The organism is Thermostilla marina (assembly GCF_054657455.1).
Map to the genome: position 1 here is coordinate 2140286 of NZ_BAAHYR010000001.1, position 25286 is coordinate 2165571.

A 25286-nucleotide genomic window follows, 5' to 3' on the forward strand; every position below is an offset into this window, starting at 1 on the left:
GACGGCGATTCGGTTCAAATGTCGGGATTCAAGATGGCGCGTGCCCACAAATAGGCGATGACGTTCAGCACGACCGCCATTGCCAAGAGCAAGTGCCCCAGCGGTTGCGTGAACAACATTTTCGTGTTTTCGGGATCGATGTAGTAATAGGCGACCAGGATCAACCAGGGCGAGATGGCCATATAGATCGACGACTTCCGGGCCTGGGCCGTCTCCGCCATGATCTTTCGATCCAGGCGTTGGAGTTCGAGGACCGACTGGGCGATCCGTTCGACGGTTTCATTGAGTTTGCCGCCGTGTTCGTGGCTGGCCAACAAGGCGGCCGCGAACAGGCTGAAGTTTTCGCTCTTGAGGCGTTGTTTCGCTTCGCTTAAGGTTTGGGCCAGCGGTTGGCCCATGTTGTATTGGCCGACGATCTGCCGGAATTCACCGTTGATCGGCTTGGGGCACTGTGCCGCCAAGATTTCCAGCGATTGGGTCAGTGAGAGTCCCGCCCGCACGGCATTCGACAGCGCCACCATGGCATCGGCCAATTGGTCTTCGATCTTTTGGCGGTATCGTTCAGCCATTCGCCGCAGCAGGTACCACGGCGCGGCAATCAGAAAGGCGCTTAGCAAGAACGCGAAGATCAAACTGTTCAGGACGAGCCAAAATCCCAAAAAGCAGGCGACGATGCCCAGTAGCCAAATGATCAGGTTGCGGCGCAAGTGACGTGTCGGTGCCCGCAGACGGCGGAGCTTTTCCCCGATGTCTTCTTCAACCGCCTCGAACACCTTAACGATCCGGTCCCGTAAGGCGTAAGCCGCCAAGGCGACGGACGCGCCGGTGAAAATACATCCTGCCAGCAACAAGTCCATGGTCAGGCCTCACCTTTTCCTTGTGCCGGTTGTAGATCACCTTGCCCGTACAGGAATCGGGGGTCCAGCAATTCTTTGTCCACCAACGAGTCGACGAACGTGGGCAGGTAGCCGGTGGGCATCAATTGTTTACCGTTGCGGAAGTTGAAGATATCGACCACGACGACGTCCTTCGTATCGGGATCGACACGGGTAACCTCGGCGATCTCGGTCACGACCCGACGGCCGCCGGGCAGACGGCTGATATGCACGATCAAGTCGATGGCCGAGGCAATTTGGCGATGGATCGAATAAATGGGCAATTCCGCGGCCATGAGGATCAGGACTTCGAGTCGCTCGATCACCTCGCGGGCATTGTTGGCATGAACGGTCGTCAGCGAACCGTCGTGTCCGGTGTTCATGGCTTGGATCATGTCGAGAGCCTCGGGTCCGCGGCACTCGCCCACGATGATGCGGTCGGGACGCATTCGCAGGGCGTTGCGGACGAGATCCCGAATCGTGTACGCCCCTGCCCCTTCGACGTTCGGCGGTTTCGATTCGAGGGTCACGACGTGCTCTTGGTGCAATCGCAGTTCGACGGTGTCTTCGATCGTGACGATACGCTCCTTGAACGGAATGAAGCTGCTGAGGATGTTGAGGACGGTTGTTTTCCCGGCGCCCGTGCCGCCACTGACAAGAATGTTGCGGCGATCGATCACAGCCGCTCTCAGGAACGTCGCCGCCGCTTCGGTGATCGAGCCCAGCTCGACCAAGTCGTCCATGGTCATACGGTGGACGGGAAACTTCCGGATCGTCAGACACGGTCCCTTGACCGCCAACGGTGGAATGATGGCGTTCACCCGCGATCCGTCGGGCAAACGGGCGTCGACCAAAGGTTGGCTCTTGTCGATGCGACGGCCGACCTGGGCCACGATACGTTCGATTACCGACTCGGTGACCTTGTCGGAAATGAATCGCCGGCCCGATTTTTCGATCACGCCGTTTTGTTCGACGTAGATCTGGTCTTTCGCGACCACCATGATTTCGGTGACGGACGACGCGCGGAGCAAATCTTGCAGCGGTCCGAAACCGAAGATGGTGTCTTTCAGGTCTTTTTTTAGTGTGCGCAAAATCATGTATTTGCGCAATTCGCCGTGAAGGTGCGGACGCACGAGTGGAAACACCTCGTTGAAGCGCGCTTCGATGCGATGGATTTTTTCCGTCGTGTCGCGGCACTCTTCGAGATTGAGACGTTTTCGGACGAACGTCAAAAGGCCGTGCAGCTCCGATTCCCGCTCGGGGACCAACGTGGCGGGGATGTCGAACTCGTTGCTGGTCAACGAGCCCAAGTCGAAGAACTCGCTCGGATCGGCCTCCATGATCGTTTGATTGACCAGATGGTCCCGCAGGACGAGCCCCGTGATTTCGTCGAGAATCGGTTCGTTGTCCTTTTCAAAGACGCCCAATTCCCGGCAGACGTCTTCGATATTGTTTTCCAGCAGAAGAATACTTTCTTCGTCGCCGCGATAACGTTGCTCGAATTCGTACAGGTCAAGGCGTTCCAGGAGCTTCCGGTGGATTCGAAGTTCGAGATCGGCGATGAGCGACCGCAAGTGGGCTTCCAGTTCGGCTCGGCTGACCACCGCGGGACGTTCGGCTTCGAACGTCAGGGTGAACGGCCAGATCCGCACCTTCGTACCCGGTTCGAAGACGGCCGACTGCCCCCCTAGCAATTCTTCGTCGCCGACGACGCAACTGTTCAAACCGACGTTTTCCAGCCGTAGTCGCCCATCTTCCAGCAGTTGCACCATCGCATGACGGCGCGAAACCAGCGGGCTGGGCAAGACCACCGTGTTCGTGGCGTCGCGGCCGATCGAGATTTCGTCGGCATCGACTTCCAAGACCGTGCGGCGACTATCGTTGATACGGTTGTACCAGATTTTCATGGGCGGTGCTTAGGCGCTCGGAGGGGAACTCGTGAAGACGAAAGCGGTCTTACGCCATCAGTTGTTCGACTTTCGTCTCGAATGGAGGATCACGCCGACTTGTCGGAAATTCGTGGCTTCCAGTAACGTCCAAAGCTCTTGGGCTTTGCTGTCGAGCTGGCCGTTCGTCAGCCGAGCACTGATCGTGAGGATGTTTTCTTGAGTCTGCGGTAGATTCGATGCACGTTGCACGTCGACCGAAGCCAGGCGATTGCCGACCGAGAGAATCTTGAACGGGCCGATGATCTTCGTCGGCCCCGGTACGACCGGTGCCGATCCGTCTGCCGACGGATCAGATGTGCCGCCCAAGGTTGCCGGTGTGGGCGACGTCACGAGGAACGAAACCTGGTCGCCGGGCTGGAGAAGTGAGGGGACGATCGTGCGGGTATCGATCGGAACGAACATGGCGACCTGTTCGGCGCCGCCGGCGGGTTCGTCCCCGAATTGCAGTTCGGGAGGCGGGGTTCGCAAATCGTCCCGCAATAACAAAGCACCACCCGGCACCGGCCGCGATACCGGCCAGCCCATGATGCTTTGGCGATCGGAATAGAGAATCGCGAACTCTTTCAGGCGCCCTGCATAAAAGGCCGGAATCGGCACGGTCTGGATCGCTTCTTCCGTTACAGGATCTCCGGGGGCCAACGGTTTGTCGGAAGCAATGCCGATGAAGTCGACCGTTTCGATGCTTCCGGTCGACCGGACCATGTAGGCGTAGTTGAACATGGCAGCGGCACATCCCAGCCCAAGTGCCAAGATCACACCGTAGATACCTTTCATCCCGGTCACCCGTTTTCTGTGATTGTTTGGGAATGCGTTTCGATTTGGTGTTCTTGTTTTGGCTCAATTTCGGCGGTAAGGCAAGGCCGAAGGCGTCGCCTCAACCATTGCCGAGTCGGAAAATAGCGGCTCCAGCCCCGCCGGGGCAAGATGCGGCATGGAAAGGGTTCACGACGAGTCATCGCCTGCAAACGAGAGGACAAGAGTACCGTAGACCCTTCCTGATTTCGTTTGTCGCCACGAAACGACCGCCTCTTGTTTGTTGCGTTGATCGTCTTTCTCTCGTGTATAACGCCGGCACATGCCGTTGGGAAGCTTGAGCCACTCATCGGCTGCCGTGAAGCCTACCGCAGCAAGCCGATCGTCGAAATGATCCCGCCACCCGGCGGTATCGGCGTTCGGCGCCGCAAACCCGGCCATGACGGCACTGTGGGCGTCGGACAGTGTCAGCGTGTATTTCGCACCGCGAGGAAGCGCGATGCGAGGAAAGTCGTTTCTGCCGCAGCTTTTTTCGGTACGACAGAACGCGTATAGCGTGTAACGATCGTTGCCCAAGGGTACCGCCGTCACCCACGCAGCCACACGGTGATTCTGCGTTTCGGCGGTCGGTTCAGAGATGCCCGGATCGTTGTTCGACGTTTCTGGGGGTGAAAGAATGCCCACCAACAAGGGATAATCGATCCAGGGCCGGCACACCATCGCACGAAACGCGGCGGGATGTTCGTCCCTCGTGGTTTCGACGGTGAACTCATCGACGACCTCGCCGGGGCCTTCTGCCATGTAGGCTGCCTCGCTTGCCTCCGGCGGCGTGCTCGGAAAAGCGGCTTTCGACAAGGCGTCTCGGCAAAGGGCCGTCAGTTGCGAATCCAACGATTCACGATCCCCCTGAAAAGGACGCAACGACAGCGACCAATCGGTTTCGGCAATGAGTACATCGCGAGGTAGGAACTTCGCGGGTTCATTCGGAGGGGAGCTCGCTACAGGTGCTTCCCGCCACCATTGATAGACCTGTCGAATCGTCGCAAGCCCCAAAATCACGATCAACGCCGTGACGACCATGTTGGTCGTCCAACGTGCCAAGCGGATCGCTGGAACGGACGTCGACACAAAACGTTCGTTCGTGGAAGCGACGCCTTCGATGTGGTCTTCGGGTGTCGGCCCGGAGGGTGAATCAGCGTCCATGGTTTTGAAGGCCGGCGCGGAAAGCGTCAAGGATGTCGATCTTCTGTTGCAGGTCCGATATTTCCGCTTGGATCGCGCTGATCGGCGCGGGAGGCGGCGTCATATTCATTTGTGCTTGGAGTTCTTGGATGACCCGTTCATAAAGTCCGATGAACGACGAGGCCATGCGTTCGGGCAGCGAGGGGATTCTTCCTCCGCCCCCGGGATTCGCCTTCCGACCGTATATGTGATCGAGCGTGTCTTCGACATTGCTCGATGCTACACTCCAATCGAGTGAGCAGAACCGTCGCACACGCGGATGGAAATCGGGGGCACCCCCACCCCATTGAAAACGCATGGCGTAGCCGATGAACTCGTCGTCACGGTCGAGCGGGAGAAGCGATTGACGCAACGGCATGTACAGGATCGCCAACGCAGCCTGGACGTAGTTTTGCGAGAAAACGGCCGGTGCGGTCGGCAGGAGATACAACGATATCGTGCGTCGCTCGAAATTGTGCGCCTGACCCGTCCGGTGGAAATCCCAAAGGTTTTCTACCAGCTCGTCGGAAGATCGCACATGATAGGGGCCCATCGACGGCAATAGCGGAAAATCGCGATCCAAACTCGCGGAACCGCGGCGAAAACCTCGCGATGGATCCAACCGTTCACTGCGAACGCCGAAATCGCCGACGGTCGGGCCTCGAACCACAGGCAGGTCGACGGCGGGAAAATCGAGTGATGGGGCGTCGGCCGCTCCCCCCGAGCCGACATTGGCCGAAGCGGGCCAGTAGGCCGGCCGTGGCGACCGCGACATGCTTCGTGGGTGTCGCGATTGCCATGCGGCGTGACGCGACATTCCCAGTGTCCGCACTCGCCAACCGGCGACGGTTCCATAGTTGATCATCAACGCCATCACAAAAAGCAACAGCGGGATGACCAGCACGAATTCGAGCGGAGCGAGACCTGTTCGGAGCGAACGTACGGATCGTCCGGCGTGAAATCGAGACGCTGGACGTCGCTGAACCAACGTTTCCGAAGTGTCTACGGGATTATGCATCATGGGGTGTGTGCCCCCGAGTCAATGCGGACTGATTTGTTGCAGAGCGTCGGCATCGAGCCCGCTCAAGTTGGGTAGACGAATTTGGCGTCCGCCGAATACCGGCAGCGTCGGCTGCGTTTGCAGAACCGTCGGCCATGCCGGGCTGGTGGCCGGTACGAGGTCCGTCGTCCAGTGCTGAGTCAACAAGTTCCAGGCCTCGGGGACGTGTTCTCGACCGACGTACCAGCGTCCGCTTTCGGGATCGGCGGGTTCGTCCGGCTCATCGCCGGGAAGTTCGGGGAAATCCCCGGGAATACCACCGATCAACTGCGGACCGCCCCCGCCGGGTGGATCGTATAACCAAACGAGTCGTCGCCTCGGTACGAATACGCGCACCTGGGCATAGGCGATGCTGTCGCTGTCGAGTGTATGACTGAAGAAGCCGGGAAAGATGGGACGCATCGGCCCCCAGTACACGACACCGAGGAAAGTAAACTCCTCTTCCAAATGGGCCGTCGAATCGGCGACGTCCTCTTTGTCTGTTCGGATCAGGAACGGCAGATTCGTGTATTCGTGTTCTTGTAGGAGTTGTTCCAGTTGGCCGCAGGTGAACGACCGCCACAACGACCCGAATTGCGACATCTTTGCTTCGCGATCGAAGAACCGCATCGCCTCGTTGTTCCAGGCGTTCAAGTATCGTTGGGCCAACGATTTTCGTTGATCGCGAGCGCGAGCGAGATACTCGCCTTGGTTCGGCAGCATGTCGAGCACAGGATCGACGACCGGGAGTGTTCGATCGAAATATTCGTAGCTCCCGCCGACGGGAACTCCGTTCGTTCGCCAGAGCACGCCCAGCAGTTCGCCGCGGCCGTTTTGCGGAATGCCGTGCCGACGGGCCGTTTCCAAAACGGCCGCCTGCGCCATATCCGGGAAGGTGGCGACGACCGCGCGTTGATATTCCGGAATCAGCTCGTTCGCCAAAATGTATTCCAGGGTCGGCAGAATCATGGCCGACGCAGCGGCCCCCCAGTCGCCGAACGATTGCACCAGTTGGCGTTCTAGGGGCACCTTTTGCGTGATGGCTGGAGCCAGTGCTTCGAACTTCGGAAAGCTGGACGTGCCGAACACGGGCCCTTCGGCTTCCCAAGCGTCCAGAATGGCCGGTACAAACTGTTCCGCGTTGCGATCGCGTGCCTCGCGCATGAAGGCCGTCAAGGCGAATACGTCGCACATCAGGTGATTTGTGAACGCTAGGGCGTTCATGCCCCTGGCGATGACGGCTCCGCCGGAATAGGTCGCGGCATCCGCCGCATTTTGCAGGCGAATCTTGCCGTCGACCGCACGACCGACATTCATGACCATGCCGAGCAAGATCGTGAGCAAAAGCAGCGTGAACACCGAAACGATGCTCATGACGCCTTTTTGATCGGCATGCAATCGCCGAAGGTGTCCAGCAATAAGGGAAAGCGCACGCGCACCGACGATGCGGCCTCGCTGGTACGTTGCTGTCGGATCCAAACGGTGTCGACGAACCATCGGTTCGGTATCCTCGCCCCACGGTTCATGATCGTTGAGGACGTTTCGTGCAGCACCGGCGCTGCAACTGTGTTTGGTGCTCAGTACAGGAAATAACGATACGGGAGCACCGATTTCTCTCCTTCGTTGCCCAGCACGATCGATGCTTCGAGCGGGTAGACATAAAGGCCGTCGATTTGTTGAATCGAGGCGGCGACCGTATCGACCCCACCTTCGGAACTTTCGACGGTCTTGGCCAACAGTCTTCCCGGGCCCGGTAACAGGGCCATGTAATGCCGTACGGTTACGGTGATCGGGTCTTGGAAACCGATTTCATTGTAGGCAAATTCCGTCACATCAGGGCCGACGCCATACGGCACGAGCGGCGGCTCCCGGTTGGAATGGAAGAATCGAATTTCGACCTCGGTCGCTCTCGCGGCATACGCCAGTTTGTTTTCAAGTCGTCGGCTCACCCGGCTGTTGACCGAATACTCGGGAACATTCAGGGCATAGGTCCTTTGCAACACATCGTGTGCTCGCATCCAATTGTTCGGGATGCCGAAGCCCAAATCGCGTGATGGAGCAATCGGCAAACATGCGAGAATTGCAGCCGATGCGATTTTCTCGTACTTCGGAGAGCCGGGCCGAATAAGGAACGTCAGTCCGCCGTCCACCGGTCCGTAGTCCGGGCTGGTCGGATCCAAGATCGGATAAACCTGGTCGGGAGCCTCCGGATCCAGCGCGTACGAGCTGATGCGATTCTCCAGTTCGCCGCTGGATTCCAGTCTTGCGGGAATCCAGACAACGGCGCTGCGGGCAGCGGCAAATGCCGCATAGTGGACGACGACCGTTCCGATCATCAATTGGCTCACCTGGATGATGAACAGGATGAGCATCACGAAGATCGGCAGCGTGAGAACGAAGCTCAGACTTTGCACGGCACCGCGCTGATCGACGTGCAGCGTCGCCAGCGCGTCGCGCCGGAATCGGGCACGGCTTAGGTAGACGAGCAACCGAGCCGCCGCCAAGGCAGACGCCAGCCAAAGAAACCACGGGAAACAAGCTGTCAGCAAGGCTTGTCCCATTTGTTGTCGCCTCTTCTCATCGGTCGATCGGACGCAGCGACATCGACGTCCGCCTCCGGAGAGGCGGCGATTGACTCGCCGTCAACCGATCAACCAGGCATCCAAACGCCACTGTACGATGACGACACCGGCCAAGGCCGTCGGGGCCAAAAACAACGGCGGCTGCAGCATGGCCCGCTCCTCGTCGGTCAGGCGGTCGAATCGCCCGAGTCGCAATGACCAAAACACGTGGCGCATGACCTGCCGGAGGAGCCGCCAGGCACCCACCCGCCACACGAGTAAAATCAGGGCCAGGCATGCACCGAGCACAAAGGCCCAGAGCATCGCCTCGATACCGCGTTCCGGTCCCAGGAAGGCGCCGATCATGGCAATCAGCTTGACGTCTCCTCCCCCGATCGGGAAAAAGACGAAGCAGGTGACCATGATCAGGCCGCAAATCAACCATCCGGACAACCCGGCTCCAAGACCGATCCACCCCAGCTCTCGGAGAAGGCCTTCGTCGACGAGGTGCAACTTCAATGCCAGGGTGCCCAGTCCGTTCAACGTCAAGCCGAGCGCCATACCCGGATAGGTCGTCCAGTTATAAATGTGCTGTCCGCGCACGTCGGTATACGTCGCCACGGCCAGCAGTATGAGTAGAACCGAGAACGTGAGCATTGCCGTCGGCAGATTATTGCACGGCGTTGCTGCGCTCGGCTTCCAGGTCTTGCAAGCCTTGGTTGAAATAACCCTTGATGCGCGGCCAACCGACCCGCAACAAGAAGATGAGGATGGGAAGTGCGATGACGCCGATGATCAGGATCGTCTCCAGGCTCATCGCCCCTCGCTCATCCTGGTGGATTCGCTTGAGCAACGATCGAAAGCTGGCTTTTTGCATGACCTCGTTCCTTGCCTCGAAGAAACCGACTTCTCTGTTACCGAAACGATACCCCCGGCATGCTAACCGGCTGATCGTGTCGTCCGTCCATTCATGGAACCCTGCGGCAAGGGAGCGTGTTTCGCTTCACGTCGCCTACATGAACGGCCAAGCGATGATCGAGTAGACCAAATTGTAGGTCAATCGAATGATTCGCGGTCCCGCCCACAGGGCGAACGCTGCCATCGGAAAGATGACACCCAGCAACAACACATAATCCAACGACGCGACGGCCCCCCGCCGCCTCGGAAACGATCGCGTGTTCTTGCCGAAAGACCTTGCCATTTCTACCCTTATTTTATCAATCGGGCATTCGCATTCACAATGTTTTTCTACCCCGAAACACGATCCCCTATTCTTCCCAAATGTCCTGCGTTAGCTTGATTTCATCAGCCAGCCCCATCTGATAGGGGGTGTTTGCGAAACTGGGTTTTGTGCCTGTAAACGTCAGTTCAGCAATAACGTTTCCGTCGGGCGTGCGACCTTTGTGCCGTGACACGAACAAGTCTTTGACGACGTACTGGTTGCTTTCGTCCAGCCCGGCGGTTTCGGCGATTCGAGTCACCTTTCGGGAGCCGTCTTCGGTAAACCGGGCGATCTGGACGACGACGTGAATGGCCGACGCTACTTGGGCCCGGGCCACGTACACGGGGATTTCGACATCCGACATCAACGATAGCGTTTCGAGGCGGATCAGGGCATCCCGCGGCGAACTTGCATGGATCGTCGACAAGCTTCCCGAATGACCGCTGAGCATCGACTGGATCATATCGAGGGCTTCGCCGCCGCGGACCTCTCCCACGATGATGCGATCCGGACGCATTCGGAGTGAGTTGACGAACAATTGTCGAATGCCCATCCCCCCGCGGCCCAGCGCGTCGGCATGGCGGGCTTCGAGATACACCGTGTGCGGTTGGACGAGACGAAGCTCGGAGGTGTCTTCGATGACGACAATTCGTTCCGAGTCGGGAATCGCACGTGACAACGCTCCCAAAAGCACCGTCTTACCGGTGCCTGTACCGCCGGCGATCAGGATATTTTTTCGCAGTTTCACACAGATTTCGAGGAATTCCCGAGCTTGGTGCGACAAGCTGCCGAAGCCGACGAGATCTTCCAGCGTAAGTGCTTCGCGGGTGAACTTGCGGATGGTCAAGCACGGCCCGACCCGCGAACTCGGCGGAATGATCGCATGAACTCGAGAGCCGTCGGGCAACCTGGCGTCCAACGCCGGGTGCTGTTCGTCGATTTCGCGACCGACCCATTGCGCTACGTTGTTGATCGCCGAAAGCAGCGTGTCTTCGTCGGCAAATCTGGCCGGAGTTTTTTCCAGTTTGCCTTTGCGCTCGATGTAGACCTCATGCGGGCCGTTGACCATGATCTCGGTGACCGACTCGTCGTCGAGATACGGCAAAATCGGATCGAGAAAATAGCGAACGCTCGCTTGAAAGATGGCTTGGCGCGACATACCGCTGTTCCGGTTTCGGTTTCGCAACGAGAGGAGGCCTCTTCAGGGATGGCCTGCCCACGGGCGTCATGATACGTTCCCGCAGGATTCCAAGCAATGTTTGTCCTCGACGAAATCGGAAACGCGCCGGCTGCAAACGATGCTGGGAGACTGCGTGTTCGTAAGCTTCGCTCGGCTCCTCCCGGCAAATCCCCCTTGCAATCCGTGGACGATTGTAGGCAACCGCGGCCCGGTGCCGCAACGAACAACCTTGCCGGACCAAGTTTCCGGCTGCACGATGCGCGGACATAGAAAATCGCTTTGACAGCCGACGGTTCATAACTGCCCCGCGCGAATCTGCCTTGCACCGGCAAAGCCGCCGCCGGGGCTTATGCGATCTCAAACGTTCCCCAAAACAGGCTCACACGACGAGCCGCTAACGTTGGTGGTGATCGGCGTGTTCGTAGTGTTCTTTGAGTAGATCTCGCCCGAAGTCGTCGGCGAAACTTCGCCAGACGGTATGAATGTGGTTCGCGTTGTTTTGCGTGTTGTCGTATTCGAAGACGTAGTCGGGAGTTTGAATCCGCCAGTAATGGCCCTGGCCCGGTTCGATGCCTCCTGCCCACGCAAAGAACGATTCTTTTCCTGGGATGAGTGTCGTGCGACGCTCCAATTGGGCCACGATCGGTCGGCGATACTTTCGTGTGAATTGTGCCGCCAGTCGCCGGACCAGGTCTTGTTGTTCGGCGTCCAGCTCCTCGAACGGGATACCTTGAGGCGGGTGAAATCGGTCTTCGGCGACCTCCGTCTCGGCGGAGGTAAGAATATCGCGAGGTGCCTTTTCGGCGATGATCGCCTTTTCGCGTTGGGTGGGCGTCAGCGACCGGACTAATCGCCGCGCAAGAGATTGTTCCTCATGAAGGACATCGAGGCCTTCGTGCGGACCTTCGGGAACGATCGCCGGATTCGAGCCGAAGAAGGAAGGTGTGGCCGAAAAGTGCGTGCCGTCGACCACGGTGACATTGATCGACAGATGGTGGCCCTCGAACGACCAGCCCCAAGTTGCATCCGAGCCGGGGGTGCCGAAGACGGCGATGTGATATGCGCCCGAGTCCCGCGCCGGATTACCGTTTTCCATGTCGCGCAACACAGTTTCGAGAGCCTGGATCGTGGACGCTTGAAGGATCCCGTGATGGCTGAGTGTCGTTCCCAAGACCGCTTGAACCAGCGCCCGCTGGTCGTCGCGGAGGTCTTTCATGGCGATCCCCGCACGTCCCCCGCGTGAAGCCATCATTGAGGTCGGAAAATAGTGCCACGCCGTTCTGGCCTCGGAGTCGAACGAAAATTGGACTTGTGGGCGCTGCGATTCATCGAGGGAAGCTAAAAAACGAGCGGCAGCCGTTGCGATTTCTTTGGCCGCGGTACGCTCCGCCACAGAAGACGTATCGGGTTTGGCCGAGTCGGCGGCGAATGTGAGGCTGATGCTCGGTAGAAGCAAAAGCATGATGCTTGCAGCGGCCGATGGGATCCGACTCGAACGCATGCGGCTCGCGTGAAGGATGGGCCGGGGACGCAAATCGGAAGAGGGGGCATACACGTCGCACGATAGACTCATGACTTCCTCACTCATATGGATGGGAACTAGGAAAACGCGGGATTTTTTGACAGGAAAAGCTGCTAATTTTATGGCGGCGGCGAAAAGAAAGAACCCCGCTGTTGGAGTGCGCGTTGTGTGTCCCTCATGTGGGGGAGCTGAAAGTGCTAATGGGCAGAGGATGGGGGATATGCCCGGCCTTGTCAGAACACCATTTCTTGGTATCTTTAGCGATATCCGTCACCGGTGGCTCGGTGAGCAAGGCAAGTGTTGCCAGCGTAGCTCAGTCGGTAGAGCACCGCTTTCGTAAAGCGGAAGTCGTGGGTTCGAGTCCCACCGCTGGCTCTCAACTTCTGATTTTGAAGTGATTTGAGTCGATTAGTGTCGGCGGCGGTTTTGGATTACGCGATTTGAAGACCGGTACACGTCGACCGACAAGCATCCGGTGAACCTACCCGAGGACGAGGGCGATACGCCGAGAAACCTCGGATATCCACGCGATGCCTCTCCGCTCGAATCGACTGGCTGAAAGACGGCGCATCCGACGGGAAAAACCCATTTCGGTCGGTTCGCCGTATTCAAGTTCGATACGGGATTTTCGGCAGATAGGCAGTCGATTCTTCTCGGTTGGTTCTCCAGCAGTATCGTTCTCGGTCGAACGAACGTTGTCGTGCGCCGAGATTTGTGAACCGTCCCGATTCTACCGAACAATAGCTGTCGAAACGGGATGCGTCCGCCGTTGGCGGATGACTCGTAGAGCGACACGGCTCAAGAGGAGAACGAAGGCATGCTCGAAGCGGAATCGACGTTTGACTTGAAGCAGGCGGTGTTGGGGAGTTCGGCGTTCGGGCCGCGCGAGGTGACCCAAATCGTCGAGGCGATGGCCGAGCAACCGAAGCTCTTTGCCGAGTTGCGCGACGCCACCAACGAGCTGGAGTCGCAAGGCGAACAAACACCCGCCAGCAATGTCCGGCTCGGAGTGTGCCAATACCTGCTGGGCCGATATGAGAAAGCGGCAGAATCGTTGCGGCACGGCGACAGCGGAGCGCTGGCCTACTTTTACCTGGGCAAGACTTTGGTAGCGCTCGAGCAATACGAGGACGCGCTGGCGGCGTTCGATTCCGCAAAAACCGCCGGCTACGATGCCGACCAATGTGCCGTCGCCAAAGCCGAGGCTTTGCGGTTGGCCGGTAAACCCGACGAGGCGCTCGCCGTGTTGGATCGCCTTTCGGGAGCCATCGAGCAAACGGCCGAATACCTCTATCAGCGCGGGGCGACGATTTCTGCGTTGGGCGTGAATCCCGACGAAGCAGTCGCCTTGTACGAACGCGCCGTTGCCGCCGACGGCAAGCACGCGGGCGCTCTGTTCGGCTTGGCGTTGGAGAATGATCGCCGGGGGAATGATGACGAGGCGTTCGAGTTGTACCAGCGGTCCGTGTCGCGGTTTCCTCCGCACGTGGGCGCTTTGCTGAATCTCGGCTTGCTGTACGAAGACCGTGAAGAGTACGAAAAGGCGGCCGATTGCTATCGTCGGATCCTTGAAACGTATCCTGATCATCCGCGGGCACGGCTCTTCTTGAAAGACACCGAGTCGGCCGATTCGATGTACTACGACGAAGATGCCCAACGCAAGCGGGACCGGCTCAGCCAAGTGCTGTCGATTCCGGTCTCCGATTTCGAGCTTTCGGTTCGAAGTCGAAACTGCCTCGAAAAGATGGGCATCGTGACGTTGGGCGATTTGTGCCGCTGCACCGAACAGGAACTCTTGGCCAGCAAGAATTTCGGGGAGACCAGCCTCCAGGAAATCAAAGAAATTCTGGCTTCCAAGGGATTGAAACTGGGACAGTTGGCGCAACAGCGGCACGAGCCGGAACCGTTCGACGCCGAATCGCTCAGTCCCGACGAACGGGCGTTGCTGAGCAAGCCGGTGACCGACCTGAATCTCTCTGTCCGGGCCCGCAAGTGTATGGCTCGCAAAGGAATCACGACCATCGGTGAACTCCTTCGGCGAACCGGTGATGAATTGCTCGAGTGCAAGAACTTCGGGGTGACCAGTCTGAACGAGGTTCGAGAGAAGCTTGCCGCACTCGGATTGAAGCTCCGCGGCGAGTAAAACGCAAAACCGACGGGGACTTCATTCGGGGAAATACCCTCTCAGGCCGCGCATCGTCGGTGCGCCCGCGGTGCTGCGCAACGCGGAGTGTCGCATGGGAAAACGCGTGTTCGAACTGTGCGCCGTCGACAAATCGACCCGGGCACGCCGGGGCGTGCTCTTCACGGCGCACGGGGAGGTCGACACGCCTGCTTTCATGCCGGTCGGCACCCAAGGAACCGTCAAGGGCGTGCTGGTGGATCAGCTCTTGGCCACCGGCACGCAAATCATTTTGGCCAACACGTACCATCTGACGATTCGGCCCGGCGAAGACGCGGTGGCCGACTTGGGAGAGCTTCACGGGTTTTGTGGTTGGCCGGGACCGATTCTCACCGATAGCGGCGGCTTCCAAATCTTCAGTCTTGCGCAGCTCGTAAAAATCACCGAACGCGGGGCGACGTTTCGATCTCACGTCGACGGAAGCCCAATGGAACTCACGCCCGAAAGAGCGATTGCGATCCAGGAGAAACTGGGCTCCGATATCATGATGGTCCTGGATCACGTGGTGCGCTTGCCCAACGAATACGCAGTGGTTGAGGACGCGATGGAACGAAGCGTCCGATGGGCTCGCCGTTGTTTGGACGCCAAGACACGCGACGATCGGCACTTGTTTGCGATCGTACAAGGCGGTTTGGAACCGGAACTTCGTAAGAAGTGCGCCGAAACGTTGTGCGAAATGCCTTTCGATGGGTATGCCGTCGGTGGATTGAGCGTCGGCGAGCCGCCGGAAGCGATGTATCGCACGCTCGATGTGACGACACCGCTATTGCCGGAGGAACGGCCGCGATACTTGATGGGGGTCGGCCGGCCGGAAGATCTCTTGGAGGGGATTGCGCGCGGAATCGACATGTTCGATTGTGTCATGCCTACGCGCAACGGCCGCAACGCAACGGCGTTTACCGACAAAGGTCGTCTGCGGATGCGCAATCGTAGTCACCAGCGCGACCCGCGGCCGATCGAGGAAGATTGCCCCTGCCCTGCCTGTCGCCGTTCGCGGGGATATATTCGGCACCTCTTTGCTGTCGGCGAGATGCTGGGACCGATCTTGCTCACGTTGCACAATATTACGTTCTATCAGCGACTGATGGCCCAGGCACGAGAGGCGATCGCGGCGGGCGAGTTTGCCGAATTCCTCGCCGAGAAGCGTGCACGGTGGTGGGAAGGCGAACGGAAAGATTCCAGGTAAACTAGCTCGGTCTCACGGCAAACAAGAAAGCAAAAAGGGGAAGCCAAACGCTTCCCCCCAAAGACTGGGGATCTAGGATTCGAACCTAGACTAACTGATCCAGAGTCAGTCGTGCTGCCGTTACACCAATCCCCAATGACGATGCCTCAAAGCATCTCTTCCACAAAAGATAAGACAGGTTTCTCCGAACGTCAAGACGGCTTGCTTCCGCTTCCGGAAACGCGGTTTTCAGTGATCTCGCGGTCTTCGGAGCCGTTACCGAAAACGGACCGCCGGTGCCGCAATCGTGCGACTCCGGCGATCCGTAGTGTCTCCTTAGTGTGCTCACCCGCTGGAAATCATCGAGCGTTTCACACCAGGACAACGGCACTCTAGGCAAGCACTTGCTTGCAAAATTCGACGCACTTGCGGACCTCGGTCACTGCATCGGAACCCTCGGGAATCTTGTACTCCAGTTCGATGTCGGCTGGGAATTTCAGGCCGTTTTCTTTCATGTGCAGTAGGACCAAAGCCAACGGCGTATCCCCTTGGCCCAGCGGCATATTCGGGCCGTTGTTCACCTTGCGGTCCTTGATGTGCAGGCTCACGATCCGATCGGTGTACTTCTTGATCAGCTCGATCGGGCAGCGGTTCGCACCGGCCACATAGTGTCCGATGTCGAGATTGATTCCCAAGTTCTTCCCGTAAGTAAGGATTTCACCGTCGTAGGTATCGAAGCGAAGTTGCGTGTGGTTGTGGAAGCCGATCTTCACATTGTGCTTGTCGGCCATCGGGCCCAGCCGCTTGGCCGCATCGAGCGAAAGCTCGCGCGTGATCGCACCGGCCCCCAAAGCCTTGGCGACGTTAAAGTAGTACTCGATCTGTTCGTCGGGCATCCCGGGATTGCCGATATCCCCGAACTTGACGATGTGAATCTTGACGCCGGCGTCGGCATAGAGCCGCCCGAGTTCTTCATACTTTTTCATCGGGGCCGAAAGTCGCCATTTCAAGAGATCGTTGCCCTTGAGCCCTTTCGGCAATCCTGCATATTCCTCCGCCGGCCCCCCCATTAGCTCGACGGAACTGATTCCGCACTCGGTGATGTACTTGAGGAGGTCTTCGGCACTGCTGGGTAGCGAGCGGAAGCTATACGTGATCGTTCCGATCTGGACGCCTCCGAAGACCGAATTCGGCTTTTCAGCGGCCGATGCGGAGGAGACTGGTCCCAGAACGCTGCCGGCAGCGACGGCCGCGGCGGTACCCAAGACGGTTCGGCGGGTGATGCGCAAAGCACCTTTTTTCATCGTGGCAACTCCCTAGAAAACAAAAAACGGTCACAGGTTATTCGTATACTCGCTACGTCAAGACGACACCCCCCTGCCCCGGCAATTCAGTCGAGCATCCCCCTTCCCAATTGCACGGTAGTTCGTGAGGCCGTGGAATGCAACGGATCGGTGGGAGAATCCAACACAGGAGAGACGGGGCGAGTGGCATTGGGGGCCGGCCGTACCGACGCGGTCAATAGCGTAACGGCTGATCGGCGCGGGCGCTGAGGCGTGTCTCGTTGCGGTTCGGCAACGAGGCCTGCCCGGAAAGGCCGAGATGGCTTTGCAATGCGGCGACGCGCATCGCGACCAGCGGTTGGCGTTCGTCGTACATCAGCGATCGCTGATAGTTCTCCAACGCCTGAATCGTATGGCCGTTGAGTTCACGGATATGCCCCAAAGCAGCCAATGCGCGGGCATTGGTGTTGTCGATCGCCAAAGCGCTGAGAAGATGGTTTTCGGCGGCGTCGATTTCTCCAAATTCTTCGCACAGACGCGCCAGCTCGATTTTGGGCTCGGGAGATCCGGGATTTTGCACCATCCAATTTTGCAACAAACGAAATGCGGCTTGCGACTTTCCCTGCTCCACCAACAGCACGGCCAAGGCTCGATAACACGCCGTATGGTTGGGATCGTAGTCTAAGCAACGGTGGTAGTATTGCTCGGCTTGGGCGAAATAGGCGGGGTTTTTCTTGAGCTTGCCGAGTTGGTGGTATGTCGACGCCAAGTTGTAATAGGCGTCGGCGTTTCGCGGGTCGAGTGCGGTTGCCTTCTCGAATCGTTCGATCGCCGCATCGTAGTGGGATTGCCGGTAGAGCCGAACTCCTTCGGCATTCAAGCCTTGCGCCGTAATGCCGCTGCATCCGCTTGCCGTCACGAGGCAGACAAGAAGCAGTATGCCGCCTGAAATCCCGAAAGCTGTTGTCGATTTCGATCGCCGCATGGCATCGTTTTCCGACTGGACTGAGCCTTCCGTGCGCAGCCGATCTGTGCTCGGCCAACGCCGTCGTTCGCGTTGTCGTCTACGTCCCAACCGGCTCGCGGGACGCCGAAGGTGCGGGATCGTACCAATCCCCACCACGTTCAACAAGACGAAAAAGCCGCTTCGTTTCGGAAAATGCGAAACCTGGGAGGGGTGGGGTGGATGAGAACGCTTACGGTCGGATCGAAACCCGCTTTAGGGTGAGGTATTCTTCCAGGCTGTAGCGGGAGCAGTCTTTGCCGATGCCGCTTTGCTTCAACCCGCCGTGCGGCAAGTGGACGGCATAGTGGGCTTCGTTGACGCACACGCTGCCCGCCTGAATACCCGCGGCGGCTTCCAAGGCTCGCTTGAGGCTTTGTGTGTAGACGTACGCGGCCAATCCGTACTCGGTATCGTTGGCCAAGGCGATCGGATCATCTTCATCGCCGAACGGAATGACCGGTAACACAGGACCGAAGATTTCGGTACGGGTGATGTCCATATCGCGGGTTACATCGCGGAGAATGGTCGGTTCCAAATAGTAACCCTTCGGCGGCGAAGCCGGGATTCGGCCTCCGCAGACGACTTGAGCGCCGGCATTGCATGCCATGTTGACAAGCTCGAGAACCCTGGAGCGATCTTCTGCCGTCAGCATCGGCCCCATGCGGGGGCCTTCGCCGCGTCCCGCGCCTAGGACGATTCGCGAAGCTTCTTGCGCGGCACGATCCAAGAAATCTTCGTAGACCCGCCGATGCACGAAGCAGCGGTTCGGCGAAACGCACACTTGACCGGTATTGGCGAATTTCAATCCCACGATGTCGGCGGCAGCGGCGTCGATATCGGCGTCGTCGTAGACGAGCACGGGGGCATTGCCGCCCAATTCCAACGAGAAATGCTTGACGCCCGTGCAGGCCGTTTGCATGGCACGAACACCCGATCGGGTTGATCCGATCATGGTGAACATCGCGGGAATGGGGCTTTCCAAGAGCGGTCGTGTCACGGCGTAATCGGTTCCGGTGATGATGTTCACCACGCCTGCGGGGATGCCGGCCTCGGACAGAAGTTGGCCGCACCGCAACGAGGCCAAGGGGGTGAGCCGCGACGGCCGCACGATGGCCGTGCAGCCCGACGCCAATACGGGGCCGAGTTTGTAACCCAGGTTGAGCAACGGAAAGTTCCACGCGAGGTAGCCGACGACGACACCCAACGGCTGACGCAACGTGTAGTGCAGAAGGCGGCCGTCGGGATCCGGGATGACTTCTTGGTCGATTCGTGCGGCCTCCTCGACGAAAAACCGCAAACAGGTCGGCAGCATTCCGAAATCGTATTCGGCGTTGTCGATCGGCTTTCCCGTCTCGGCGATCAACAAGTCGATGATTTCGTCGCGATGTTCTTCCAACAGTTCGGCGAAGCGCAAGATCAAAGGACGTCGCTCCGAAAGCGGCATTGCGGACCACCGGGCGAATGCGCGTTCAGCCGACTCCAGGGCCTGCGTGACTGCCGTTGCGTCGGCCTCGGGGGCGTAGCCGATGATTTCTTCCGTTGCCGGATCGACGACGGGAAACGTCGTGTCGGTTGTGACGGCGCGACCGTCGATCAACATCGGATACGTGGCGCTCGACATCTCAGCAGATCTCCGTTTGTGAGACTTCGAATTCGGTGAGCTTATTTCGATCGACTTCGACTCCTAGGCCGGGAGCCTCCGGTACCGCCACCTGACAGCCGTTGATTTCCAACGGTGTAGAGAACAATTCATCGCGCAGCGGGTTGGGCGTGCGATCGAGTTCCAGGTGCGGGTCCGGCATTTCCGCCCGCCCCGGTTCGCAATACGTCGTGGCCAGAAAATGCACGGCCGCCGAAAGGTTCAGCATGGTGCCCCAACAATGCGGCAGGACGTCTATTCCCATTGCCGAGGCCAGTGTTCGAATCTTGACGGCTTCCGAAATGCCTCCGCAATACGCCAAATCGGGCTGGGCAATCCGCACACCGCCGGTAGACAGCAGACGCCGAAAGCCGTAACGAGTTTGTTCGCATTCACCCGCGGCAATTGGTATCTGCAGTGAGTCTTGCAACGTCTTGAACAGATGTTCGTGGTCCGGTGCCAACGGTTCTTCAAACCAAGCGTAGCCGAATTCTTCGAGCAGGCGTCCGATGTTCAGTGCCTCGGTCAGGCTGTACGCGTGGTTGGCATCGGCCATCAGGACGGCGTCGGGAACGGCTTTGCGTACAGCGGCGATGAGCCGGCAGTCGAAGGCCGGATTCTTGCCCACCTTGATCTTCATGGCCCGAAATCCGCACGCCCAGTAGGACTGCGCCTCGGCACAGATCGCCGAGATTAGATCGCCTTCGGGGATTCGGGTGAAATACATACCGGTTGCGTAGGCGTAGACTGTACGACGGTACCGACCGCCGAGAATCTCCGACACCGAACGTCCCAACAGTTTGCCTTTCAGGTCCCACAAGGCCATGTCGAGTCCCGACATAGCTCCCATCATCACGCCGCCTCGGGCGAAATCGAGGGACGCTTGCCACATCTTGTGCCAAAGTCGATCGACCTCGAGGGGCGATTCGCCGATCAATAGCGGGCCGTAAAACGAGGTGATCGCCGCTTGGTAAACCGGCGCAGGACCGTAGCATTCGCCCCACCCCACCGTTCCATCGGTTGTTTCGATTTCGACGATCAGGCTGTTCCGAGCGTCGTAGTACCACTGCGAAAATCCGAACGGCTGTTCGAGCCGGCATCGAAGATGGTGCGTGCGAATGTGACTGATTTTCATCGCTGAAGGGTTCCTGGATGCGACCGAGCGGTCGTGACGGAGAACATTCAGATCGACGCTTCGAGGCCCACGCCGACGGTTGTCGGTGCGGTCGTCGTGATCATCGGACAAGGACGATACGCGGTTTCGGCACCCGAGTCCGATGCTTTGGGATTCAACGTTGAAGCATACGACATGACGGCTGTTGCTACGATGATCAAAAGCACGCCGATCGCCATTGTCATGAACGGTTTGGCCATGTTTTTCCACTCGCCGGTGAGAACACCGACGGCGTTACTGACGATCAGCGAAAGTCCCAGCAACATCGGCCATCCGATCACGGTGCCGAGGTCGCCCATCAAGGCGGCGCCTTGACCGAACGTTCCTAATGCGGCAAACCACAACAGCCCCGCAATAACGGCCCATTTCAGGGCAGAGACGGCACCGGCGTTTTTCAGTGAACCGAGGGATCGGTTCTTGATGAGCAGAAAGACGGCGTATCCGGCGTTCATGAGGTACGCGCCGGCCAGCACAACGACCCAGCGGGCCAACGCACTGTTGCGTTCCACGGCGCCGTGCTCGACGGCGATGCGGCCGATGGCGTCGGTGCGGTCAAATCCCACGGCCAACATCGCCGAGAGAATACCGCAGACACACGCGATCACGAGCCCGACTCGAAGATCACGCCCGGTCTTGATGCCTTCGAGTTGTTGGCCCCGTTCGGCCGCGGCCTTATCCCGTTGCAAGCCGGCGACCGTACAGATGACCACACCGACCGCCAACAAGCCGAGCCCGATCAACACGAAAATCATGGCTTCCGACGAGGTGCTGCCGGAACGCAGGATCAAGGGAATCAGCGATCCCACCAGCGAGCACAGGCCCATCACGATTCCATAAGTGAGCGACATGCCGATATAACCGACGGAGATACCGAACATCATGCCGCCGATTCCCCACAAGAATCCGAGAAGCGCCCCTTGAAGCACCTGGTCGAGCGGCGCCTGTTGAAGGACCTGCGGCAGCTCGGGGACGACGAGGAATGCCCAGATCAGCGGAAACACGAGCATGGCGACGGATGCGTGAACCAGCCACCAGGCTTCCCAGGCGAGCGGCTTGACATATTTCATGCCGAGTCCGAACGTCCCCTGAAACACGCTCGCCAACAGAATCAACAACAAGGGGAACAGGTAGTCGTTCATGCCGATCCTCGCGGGGCGAACCAATAAAGAAGGTTAGAGAGCCAAATACCCGTAATCACGCGAAAAAAAGCAACCGGCACACCGCGCTCGTCGTCGCTTCCGACTTGGAGAGTCTTTGTCGGTTTGGCCGATGGAGAATCTCCGCCGGACGGCGATAAAGGCTTGTGGCGGTCGGTGCGGTAGTCACTCGTCTCGTGACGCAACCATTTGCTTGTCGTCAGGTCGGCCCGCGAACGAAATCGAGCCGACCTGATCGGTTTTTCTCGGCAATCGAATGTTCGGTTCACGCCCGGCTGCGCATGGCAGCTATGCCTCGGTCTGTTGATGGGCTTCCCATGCGGTGACGGCATTTTGGCGGGCGACTCGCATCGCTTCGACGGTAGCCGTCCGTGCCGCCTCGGCGTCACGGGCGTTCATCGCTTCGACCAAGCGACGGTGAAAGCGTTCGGCTTCATCGAGTTTGGGGCGATCGTATTCCCAAAAGGTAGCCGTGAAGACACGCACCAGCAGTCGCGTATCTTCCAGAATTTTGGACATGTACCGATTGCGAGCGGCGTCGATCACCGTGCGATGAAATCGGATGTCGAGAGCCACGAACTTTTCGAGGGCTTCGCCGGCGAGCACAGGCTCACCGCGGGCACGAAACGCGTCGGCGATTTCACGCATCTCGTCGAATGTCGCTTCGAGCCGTGCCAGTTCTTCTGCGGTGATGTTGACGGCCGCTTCCGCCGCGGCGAAGCTTTCGAGGACTTCGCGCACGGCGTACATTTCTTCGAGTTCTTTGCGATGTGGAACGCGCACCGCCGCCCCGAAGCGGGGAGCATATTCGATGAGCCCTTCGTTCTCCATCTGCCGCAGGGCCTCACGGACGGGCGTTCGACTCATGCCCAGGCGCCGAGCGAGTTCGGGTTCCGACAGCTGCATCCCGGCGCGCAATTCACCGCGCAACAAGAAATCTTTCAGGCGTTCGTACGCTTGCTGGCGTAGGGTAAGGGGAAACATACAGCACTCCTCAACGCTTCCAGTGTGGGACAGTATACCGTGTATACACGGAATGCACAACCACTCTCACTTTTCGATTAAACACGATTTGCGCCTGTCGGGCAAATGGTTTGAGCGCTCGAAAGGCCCCGGCGACTATCGGCTCGCTTCCACACGAAGCAAGACCACGCCATGGCGCGGCACTTCGGTCCGAAAGCCGTCCGGGAATACGCCAAGATCCTTTTGACGCCAAAGATCGCGGACGCGCTGCGGTTCCGATCGGCCCAGTTCAGACCAGTCGATTCCGATTTCGATAGGAATCTCGGTGATGTTGAAGAGCCCCACGGCTGCCGAACCGTCTTCCAGCGGTTTGACCATGACGAATTCGTCGTCCGTGCGTCGGATGATCTTGCCCTGTTTCCCCAGCGGATCTTGATCGACGGCGATCACCTCGGCGTTGCACAGCACGTTCAACGTGAACTCGTCGAGGTGTTCCATGTCGCCCGAGAAAATCAGCGGTGCCGCCATCAAGCACCACATCGACATGTAGCTGTACTGTTCGTTGGGCGTGAGACCGGTGGGTTTCGGGGGGGATTTTTGATGCGCGTCGCCCACCTGCCCGATCAGGATGTAATCGGGATCATTCCAATGCCCGGGCTTGGCATATTCGTAGTGTTCGGCGTTGGCGAAACCGATGTGGTAGAATCCCGGCAAGGCACCGCCCCGGGCAAGGCCCAAGTCGCCGGTCGTCCGCCAGCAGTTTCCGTGAACGTCGGCTGCCCATTCCCAAACGTTGCCCATGCCGTATTGGCACAGGTTGTAGACGATATCACGATCCAATCCGACGAGAATCTCGCCCATCTGCCGATAGGGTTTTTGAAAGCGCTCCAGGCCTTCGCCGGTGGCGACGCGACCGTAACTGCACCAGTCGTACTTGAGGAAATCATATCCCCAAGCGGCGAAGGTCTCTGCATCCTGGCGTTCGTGCCCGTAGGCACCGGTGTAACCGCCGAGACACGTGGTTGGGCCGGGGGACGTGTACAACCCGATTTTCAGCCCCTTCGCGTGTACGTAGTCGGCCAAGGCGGCCATGTCGGGGAAATAGCCGTTCGAGCGGAGCGTGCCGTCCGGCTCCCGCGGGATGCCGGCGCGTTTCGGATCGGGATGCTTCGGGTTGACCATCCAACCGTCATCGATGTTGACGTAGCTATAGCCGAAATCGGCCATCCCCGAAGCGATCATTTGATCGGCGGCACGACGGATATGCGATTCGGTGACGAAGCCGTACCAGGAATACCAATGGTTCCAGCCCATCGGTGGGGTCAGCGCCAACGTCTGCCCGACGACGATATCGAATGAGCGGTGATCCGTACCGACGTCGTTTTGGGCCGTGAAGACGACCGAGTAGGTTCCCGGAGTTGAAGGGGCTTTGCCGCGAATGATGCCGCTAGTCGGATCGAGGTGAAGCGATTCGGGAAGTCCCTCGGCGGTGAATCGGATGGGGCGGCGTCCGGTCGCCGGAATGCGATAAAGAAAGGGACGCCCCGGACGGCAACCGTACACCTTGGGGTTGTTTAGCCGCGGCTCCGGGGCGGGCTTGGGAGTCAAAATCACTCTCTCTTCTTTCGGGGCGGCAACGCATTCGATGACGGTACCTTCCTTGATCACGAAGTGGGCTTCCGCCCAATCGGCATGATCGAAGTGGATGTCGTCTCCGCCGGATGTGACCCACAAGAGCATCGAAGAGGCGTCTTCTAGATCGATTTCCACGGACTTTGCCGCATCGCCGCCGTGCATCAGGCCGCTATCGAAACGCGGTTTGCCGTCGACGAAGATCCGAAAGCGGACAGAGCCTCGGCTACCGGCCGAATCGTCGATGCCGCAGTAGGCACGAAACTTTTTCGCCTGCCCGTTCCAATGGAGCCGAATAATCGAGTCGGCATGGGTTCCGACGCCGTATTCGAACGTTCGGCCGGCGATTCGGAGCGGTTCACCGACGACGTTGCGATCGACTTGGGGTGTGCCCCAGCCTTGCCGAACGGGGGCCAGGTCGAGCGAACCGAGCGGGACGACGATATCGTCGCCGAACGTGATCGATTGGGCAGCGAAGCCGAACAAAAACAAGGCGAACACAGGTGTAAACACGGATCGCATGATTAGAACCTCGAGCGGGGATTAGGTGGGAAACGGCAAGGAGACGAGCCGCACCGATTCGGTCGCCCCATCCGGCGAGGGTATTCTAATTGCCCCGTTTTCCAGGCACAAGCAACGCAAAGACGATGTGCAAAAAACCGACATATCACCGCTGCCGACTCGCATTGAAGGCTGTTTCAGTTCATGTTGACAGGGGTAGGCTTGGTGATAGAATCCATGTGTTCTCGGCCGGGAAATTGCA

21 protein-coding genes and 2 tRNA genes are annotated in these 25286 nt (G+C 58.8%); 3 read left to right on the plus strand and 20 right to left on the minus strand.

The genetic code is table 11. From position 1 onward, the window contains the following. Positions 1-14: 14 nt before the first annotated feature. The 12 genes from ACYQ2I_RS07830 to ACYQ2I_RS07885 form a co-directional block, all read right to left on the minus strand. A complete protein-coding gene (locus tag ACYQ2I_RS07830; RefSeq protein WP_460166455.1) occupies positions 15-857 on the minus strand; it encodes a type II secretion system F family protein in 843 nt (280 codons plus the stop codon). A 2-nt stretch (positions 858-859) separates the two neighbouring features. Further along, entirely contained in the window at positions 860-2782 is a 1923-nt protein-coding gene (locus ACYQ2I_RS07835; RefSeq protein ID WP_460166456.1) for a TadA family conjugal transfer-associated ATPase, read from the minus strand. Between the two features lie 57 nt (positions 2783-2839). Next, positions 2840-3598, minus strand: a complete 759-nt coding sequence (locus tag ACYQ2I_RS07840) for a CpaB family protein (protein WP_460166457.1) — start codon at positions 3596-3598, stop codon at positions 2840-2842. Positions 3599-3766: 168 nt separating this feature from the next. Next, entirely contained in the window at positions 3767-4705 is a 939-nt protein-coding gene (locus ACYQ2I_RS07845; protein WP_460166458.1) for a hypothetical protein, read from the minus strand. Positions 4706-4769: 64 nt separating this feature from the next. Further along, positions 4770-5702 (minus strand): hypothetical protein, encoded by a 933-nt coding sequence (locus ACYQ2I_RS07850; protein ID WP_460166459.1) that lies wholly within the window; start codon positions 5700-5702, stop codon positions 4770-4772. A gap of 135 nt (positions 5703-5837) precedes the next feature. Then, entirely contained in the window at positions 5838-7334 is a 1497-nt protein-coding gene (locus ACYQ2I_RS07855; RefSeq protein ID WP_460166460.1) for a pilus assembly protein TadG-related protein, read from the minus strand. 80 nt (positions 7335-7414) lie between these two features. Further along, complete coding sequence (locus tag ACYQ2I_RS07860; protein WP_460166461.1) at positions 7415-8398, minus strand: TadE/TadG family type IV pilus assembly protein; 984 nt, start codon at positions 8396-8398, stop codon at positions 7415-7417. Positions 8399-8479: 81 nt separating this feature from the next. Beyond that, positions 8480-9055 (minus strand): A24 family peptidase, encoded by a 576-nt coding sequence (locus tag ACYQ2I_RS07865; protein WP_460166462.1) that lies wholly within the window; start codon positions 9053-9055, stop codon positions 8480-8482. Positions 9056-9068: 13 nt separating this feature from the next. Beyond that, positions 9069-9275, minus strand: a complete 207-nt coding sequence (locus tag ACYQ2I_RS07870) for a TadE/TadG family type IV pilus assembly protein (RefSeq protein ID WP_460166463.1) — start codon at positions 9273-9275, stop codon at positions 9069-9071. A 135-nt stretch (positions 9276-9410) separates the two neighbouring features. Further along, the gene (locus tag ACYQ2I_RS07875) at positions 9411-9599 is read right to left on the minus strand and encodes a hypothetical protein (RefSeq protein ID WP_460166464.1); all 189 of its coding nucleotides are present in this window, start codon (positions 9597-9599) and stop codon (positions 9411-9413) included. A 67-nt stretch (positions 9600-9666) separates the two neighbouring features. After that, a complete protein-coding gene (locus ACYQ2I_RS07880) occupies positions 9667-10779 on the minus strand; it encodes a TadA family conjugal transfer-associated ATPase (RefSeq protein WP_460166465.1) in 1113 nt (370 codons plus the stop codon). A 415-nt stretch (positions 10780-11194) separates the two neighbouring features. Further along, a complete protein-coding gene (locus tag ACYQ2I_RS07885) occupies positions 11195-12388 on the minus strand; it encodes a DUF3500 domain-containing protein (protein WP_460166466.1) in 1194 nt (397 codons plus the stop codon). 236 nt (positions 12389-12624) lie between these two features. On the opposite strand from ACYQ2I_RS07885, the gene ACYQ2I_RS07890 reads away from it, so the two are divergent. The 3 genes from ACYQ2I_RS07890 to tgt all read left to right on the plus strand — a co-directional run bounded on the left by ACYQ2I_RS07890 (position 12625) and on the right by tgt (position 15690). Continuing rightward, positions 12625-12697 (plus strand) — tRNA-Thr (locus tag ACYQ2I_RS07890). A gap of 442 nt (positions 12698-13139) precedes the next feature. Further along, the gene (locus ACYQ2I_RS07895; protein WP_460166467.1) at positions 13140-14465 is read left to right on the plus strand and encodes a tetratricopeptide repeat protein; all 1326 of its coding nucleotides are present in this window, start codon (positions 13140-13142) and stop codon (positions 14463-14465) included. A gap of 94 nt (positions 14466-14559) precedes the next feature. Beyond that, positions 14560-15690 (plus strand): tRNA guanosine(34) transglycosylase Tgt, encoded by a 1131-nt coding sequence (tgt, locus tag ACYQ2I_RS07900; protein WP_460166468.1) that lies wholly within the window; start codon positions 14560-14562, stop codon positions 15688-15690. Positions 15691-15754: 64 nt separating this feature from the next. Here tgt and ACYQ2I_RS07905 read toward each other — a convergent pair. The 8 genes from ACYQ2I_RS07905 to ACYQ2I_RS07940 form a co-directional block, all read right to left on the minus strand. Further along, positions 15755-15825: transfer RNA gene (locus ACYQ2I_RS07905), tRNA-Gln, on the minus strand. Between the two features lie 236 nt (positions 15826-16061). Then, on the minus strand, positions 16062-16973 hold the full coding sequence (locus ACYQ2I_RS07910) for a sugar phosphate isomerase/epimerase family protein (RefSeq protein WP_460166469.1): 912 nt from the start codon (positions 16971-16973) through the stop codon (positions 16062-16064). A 214-nt stretch (positions 16974-17187) separates the two neighbouring features. Beyond that, positions 17188-17937 carry a tetratricopeptide repeat protein gene (locus ACYQ2I_RS07915; protein WP_460166470.1) on the minus strand — a complete coding sequence of 250 codons (750 nt, stop codon included), beginning with the start codon at positions 17935-17937 and terminating at the stop codon, positions 17188-17190. A 211-nt stretch (positions 17938-18148) separates the two neighbouring features. Beyond that, complete coding sequence (locus ACYQ2I_RS07920; protein WP_460166471.1) at positions 18149-19579, minus strand: aldehyde dehydrogenase family protein; 1431 nt, start codon at positions 19577-19579, stop codon at positions 18149-18151. 1 nt (position 19580) lies between these two features. Continuing rightward, entirely contained in the window at positions 19581-20732 is a 1152-nt protein-coding gene (locus ACYQ2I_RS07925; protein WP_460166472.1) for a mandelate racemase/muconate lactonizing enzyme family protein, read from the minus strand. 47 nt (positions 20733-20779) lie between these two features. Continuing rightward, positions 20780-21910 carry an L-rhamnose/proton symporter RhaT gene (locus ACYQ2I_RS07930; RefSeq protein WP_460166473.1) on the minus strand — a complete coding sequence of 377 codons (1131 nt, stop codon included), beginning with the start codon at positions 21908-21910 and terminating at the stop codon, positions 20780-20782. Positions 21911-22216: 306 nt separating this feature from the next. Further along, positions 22217-22912 (minus strand): GntR family transcriptional regulator, encoded by a 696-nt coding sequence (locus ACYQ2I_RS07935; protein ID WP_460166474.1) that lies wholly within the window; start codon positions 22910-22912, stop codon positions 22217-22219. A 135-nt stretch (positions 22913-23047) separates the two neighbouring features. Further along, positions 23048-25045, minus strand: coding sequence for an NPCBM/NEW2 domain-containing protein (locus ACYQ2I_RS07940; protein WP_460166475.1), 1998 nt, complete (start codon positions 25043-25045; stop codon positions 23048-23050). Between the last annotated feature and the right edge of the window lie 241 nt (positions 25046-25286).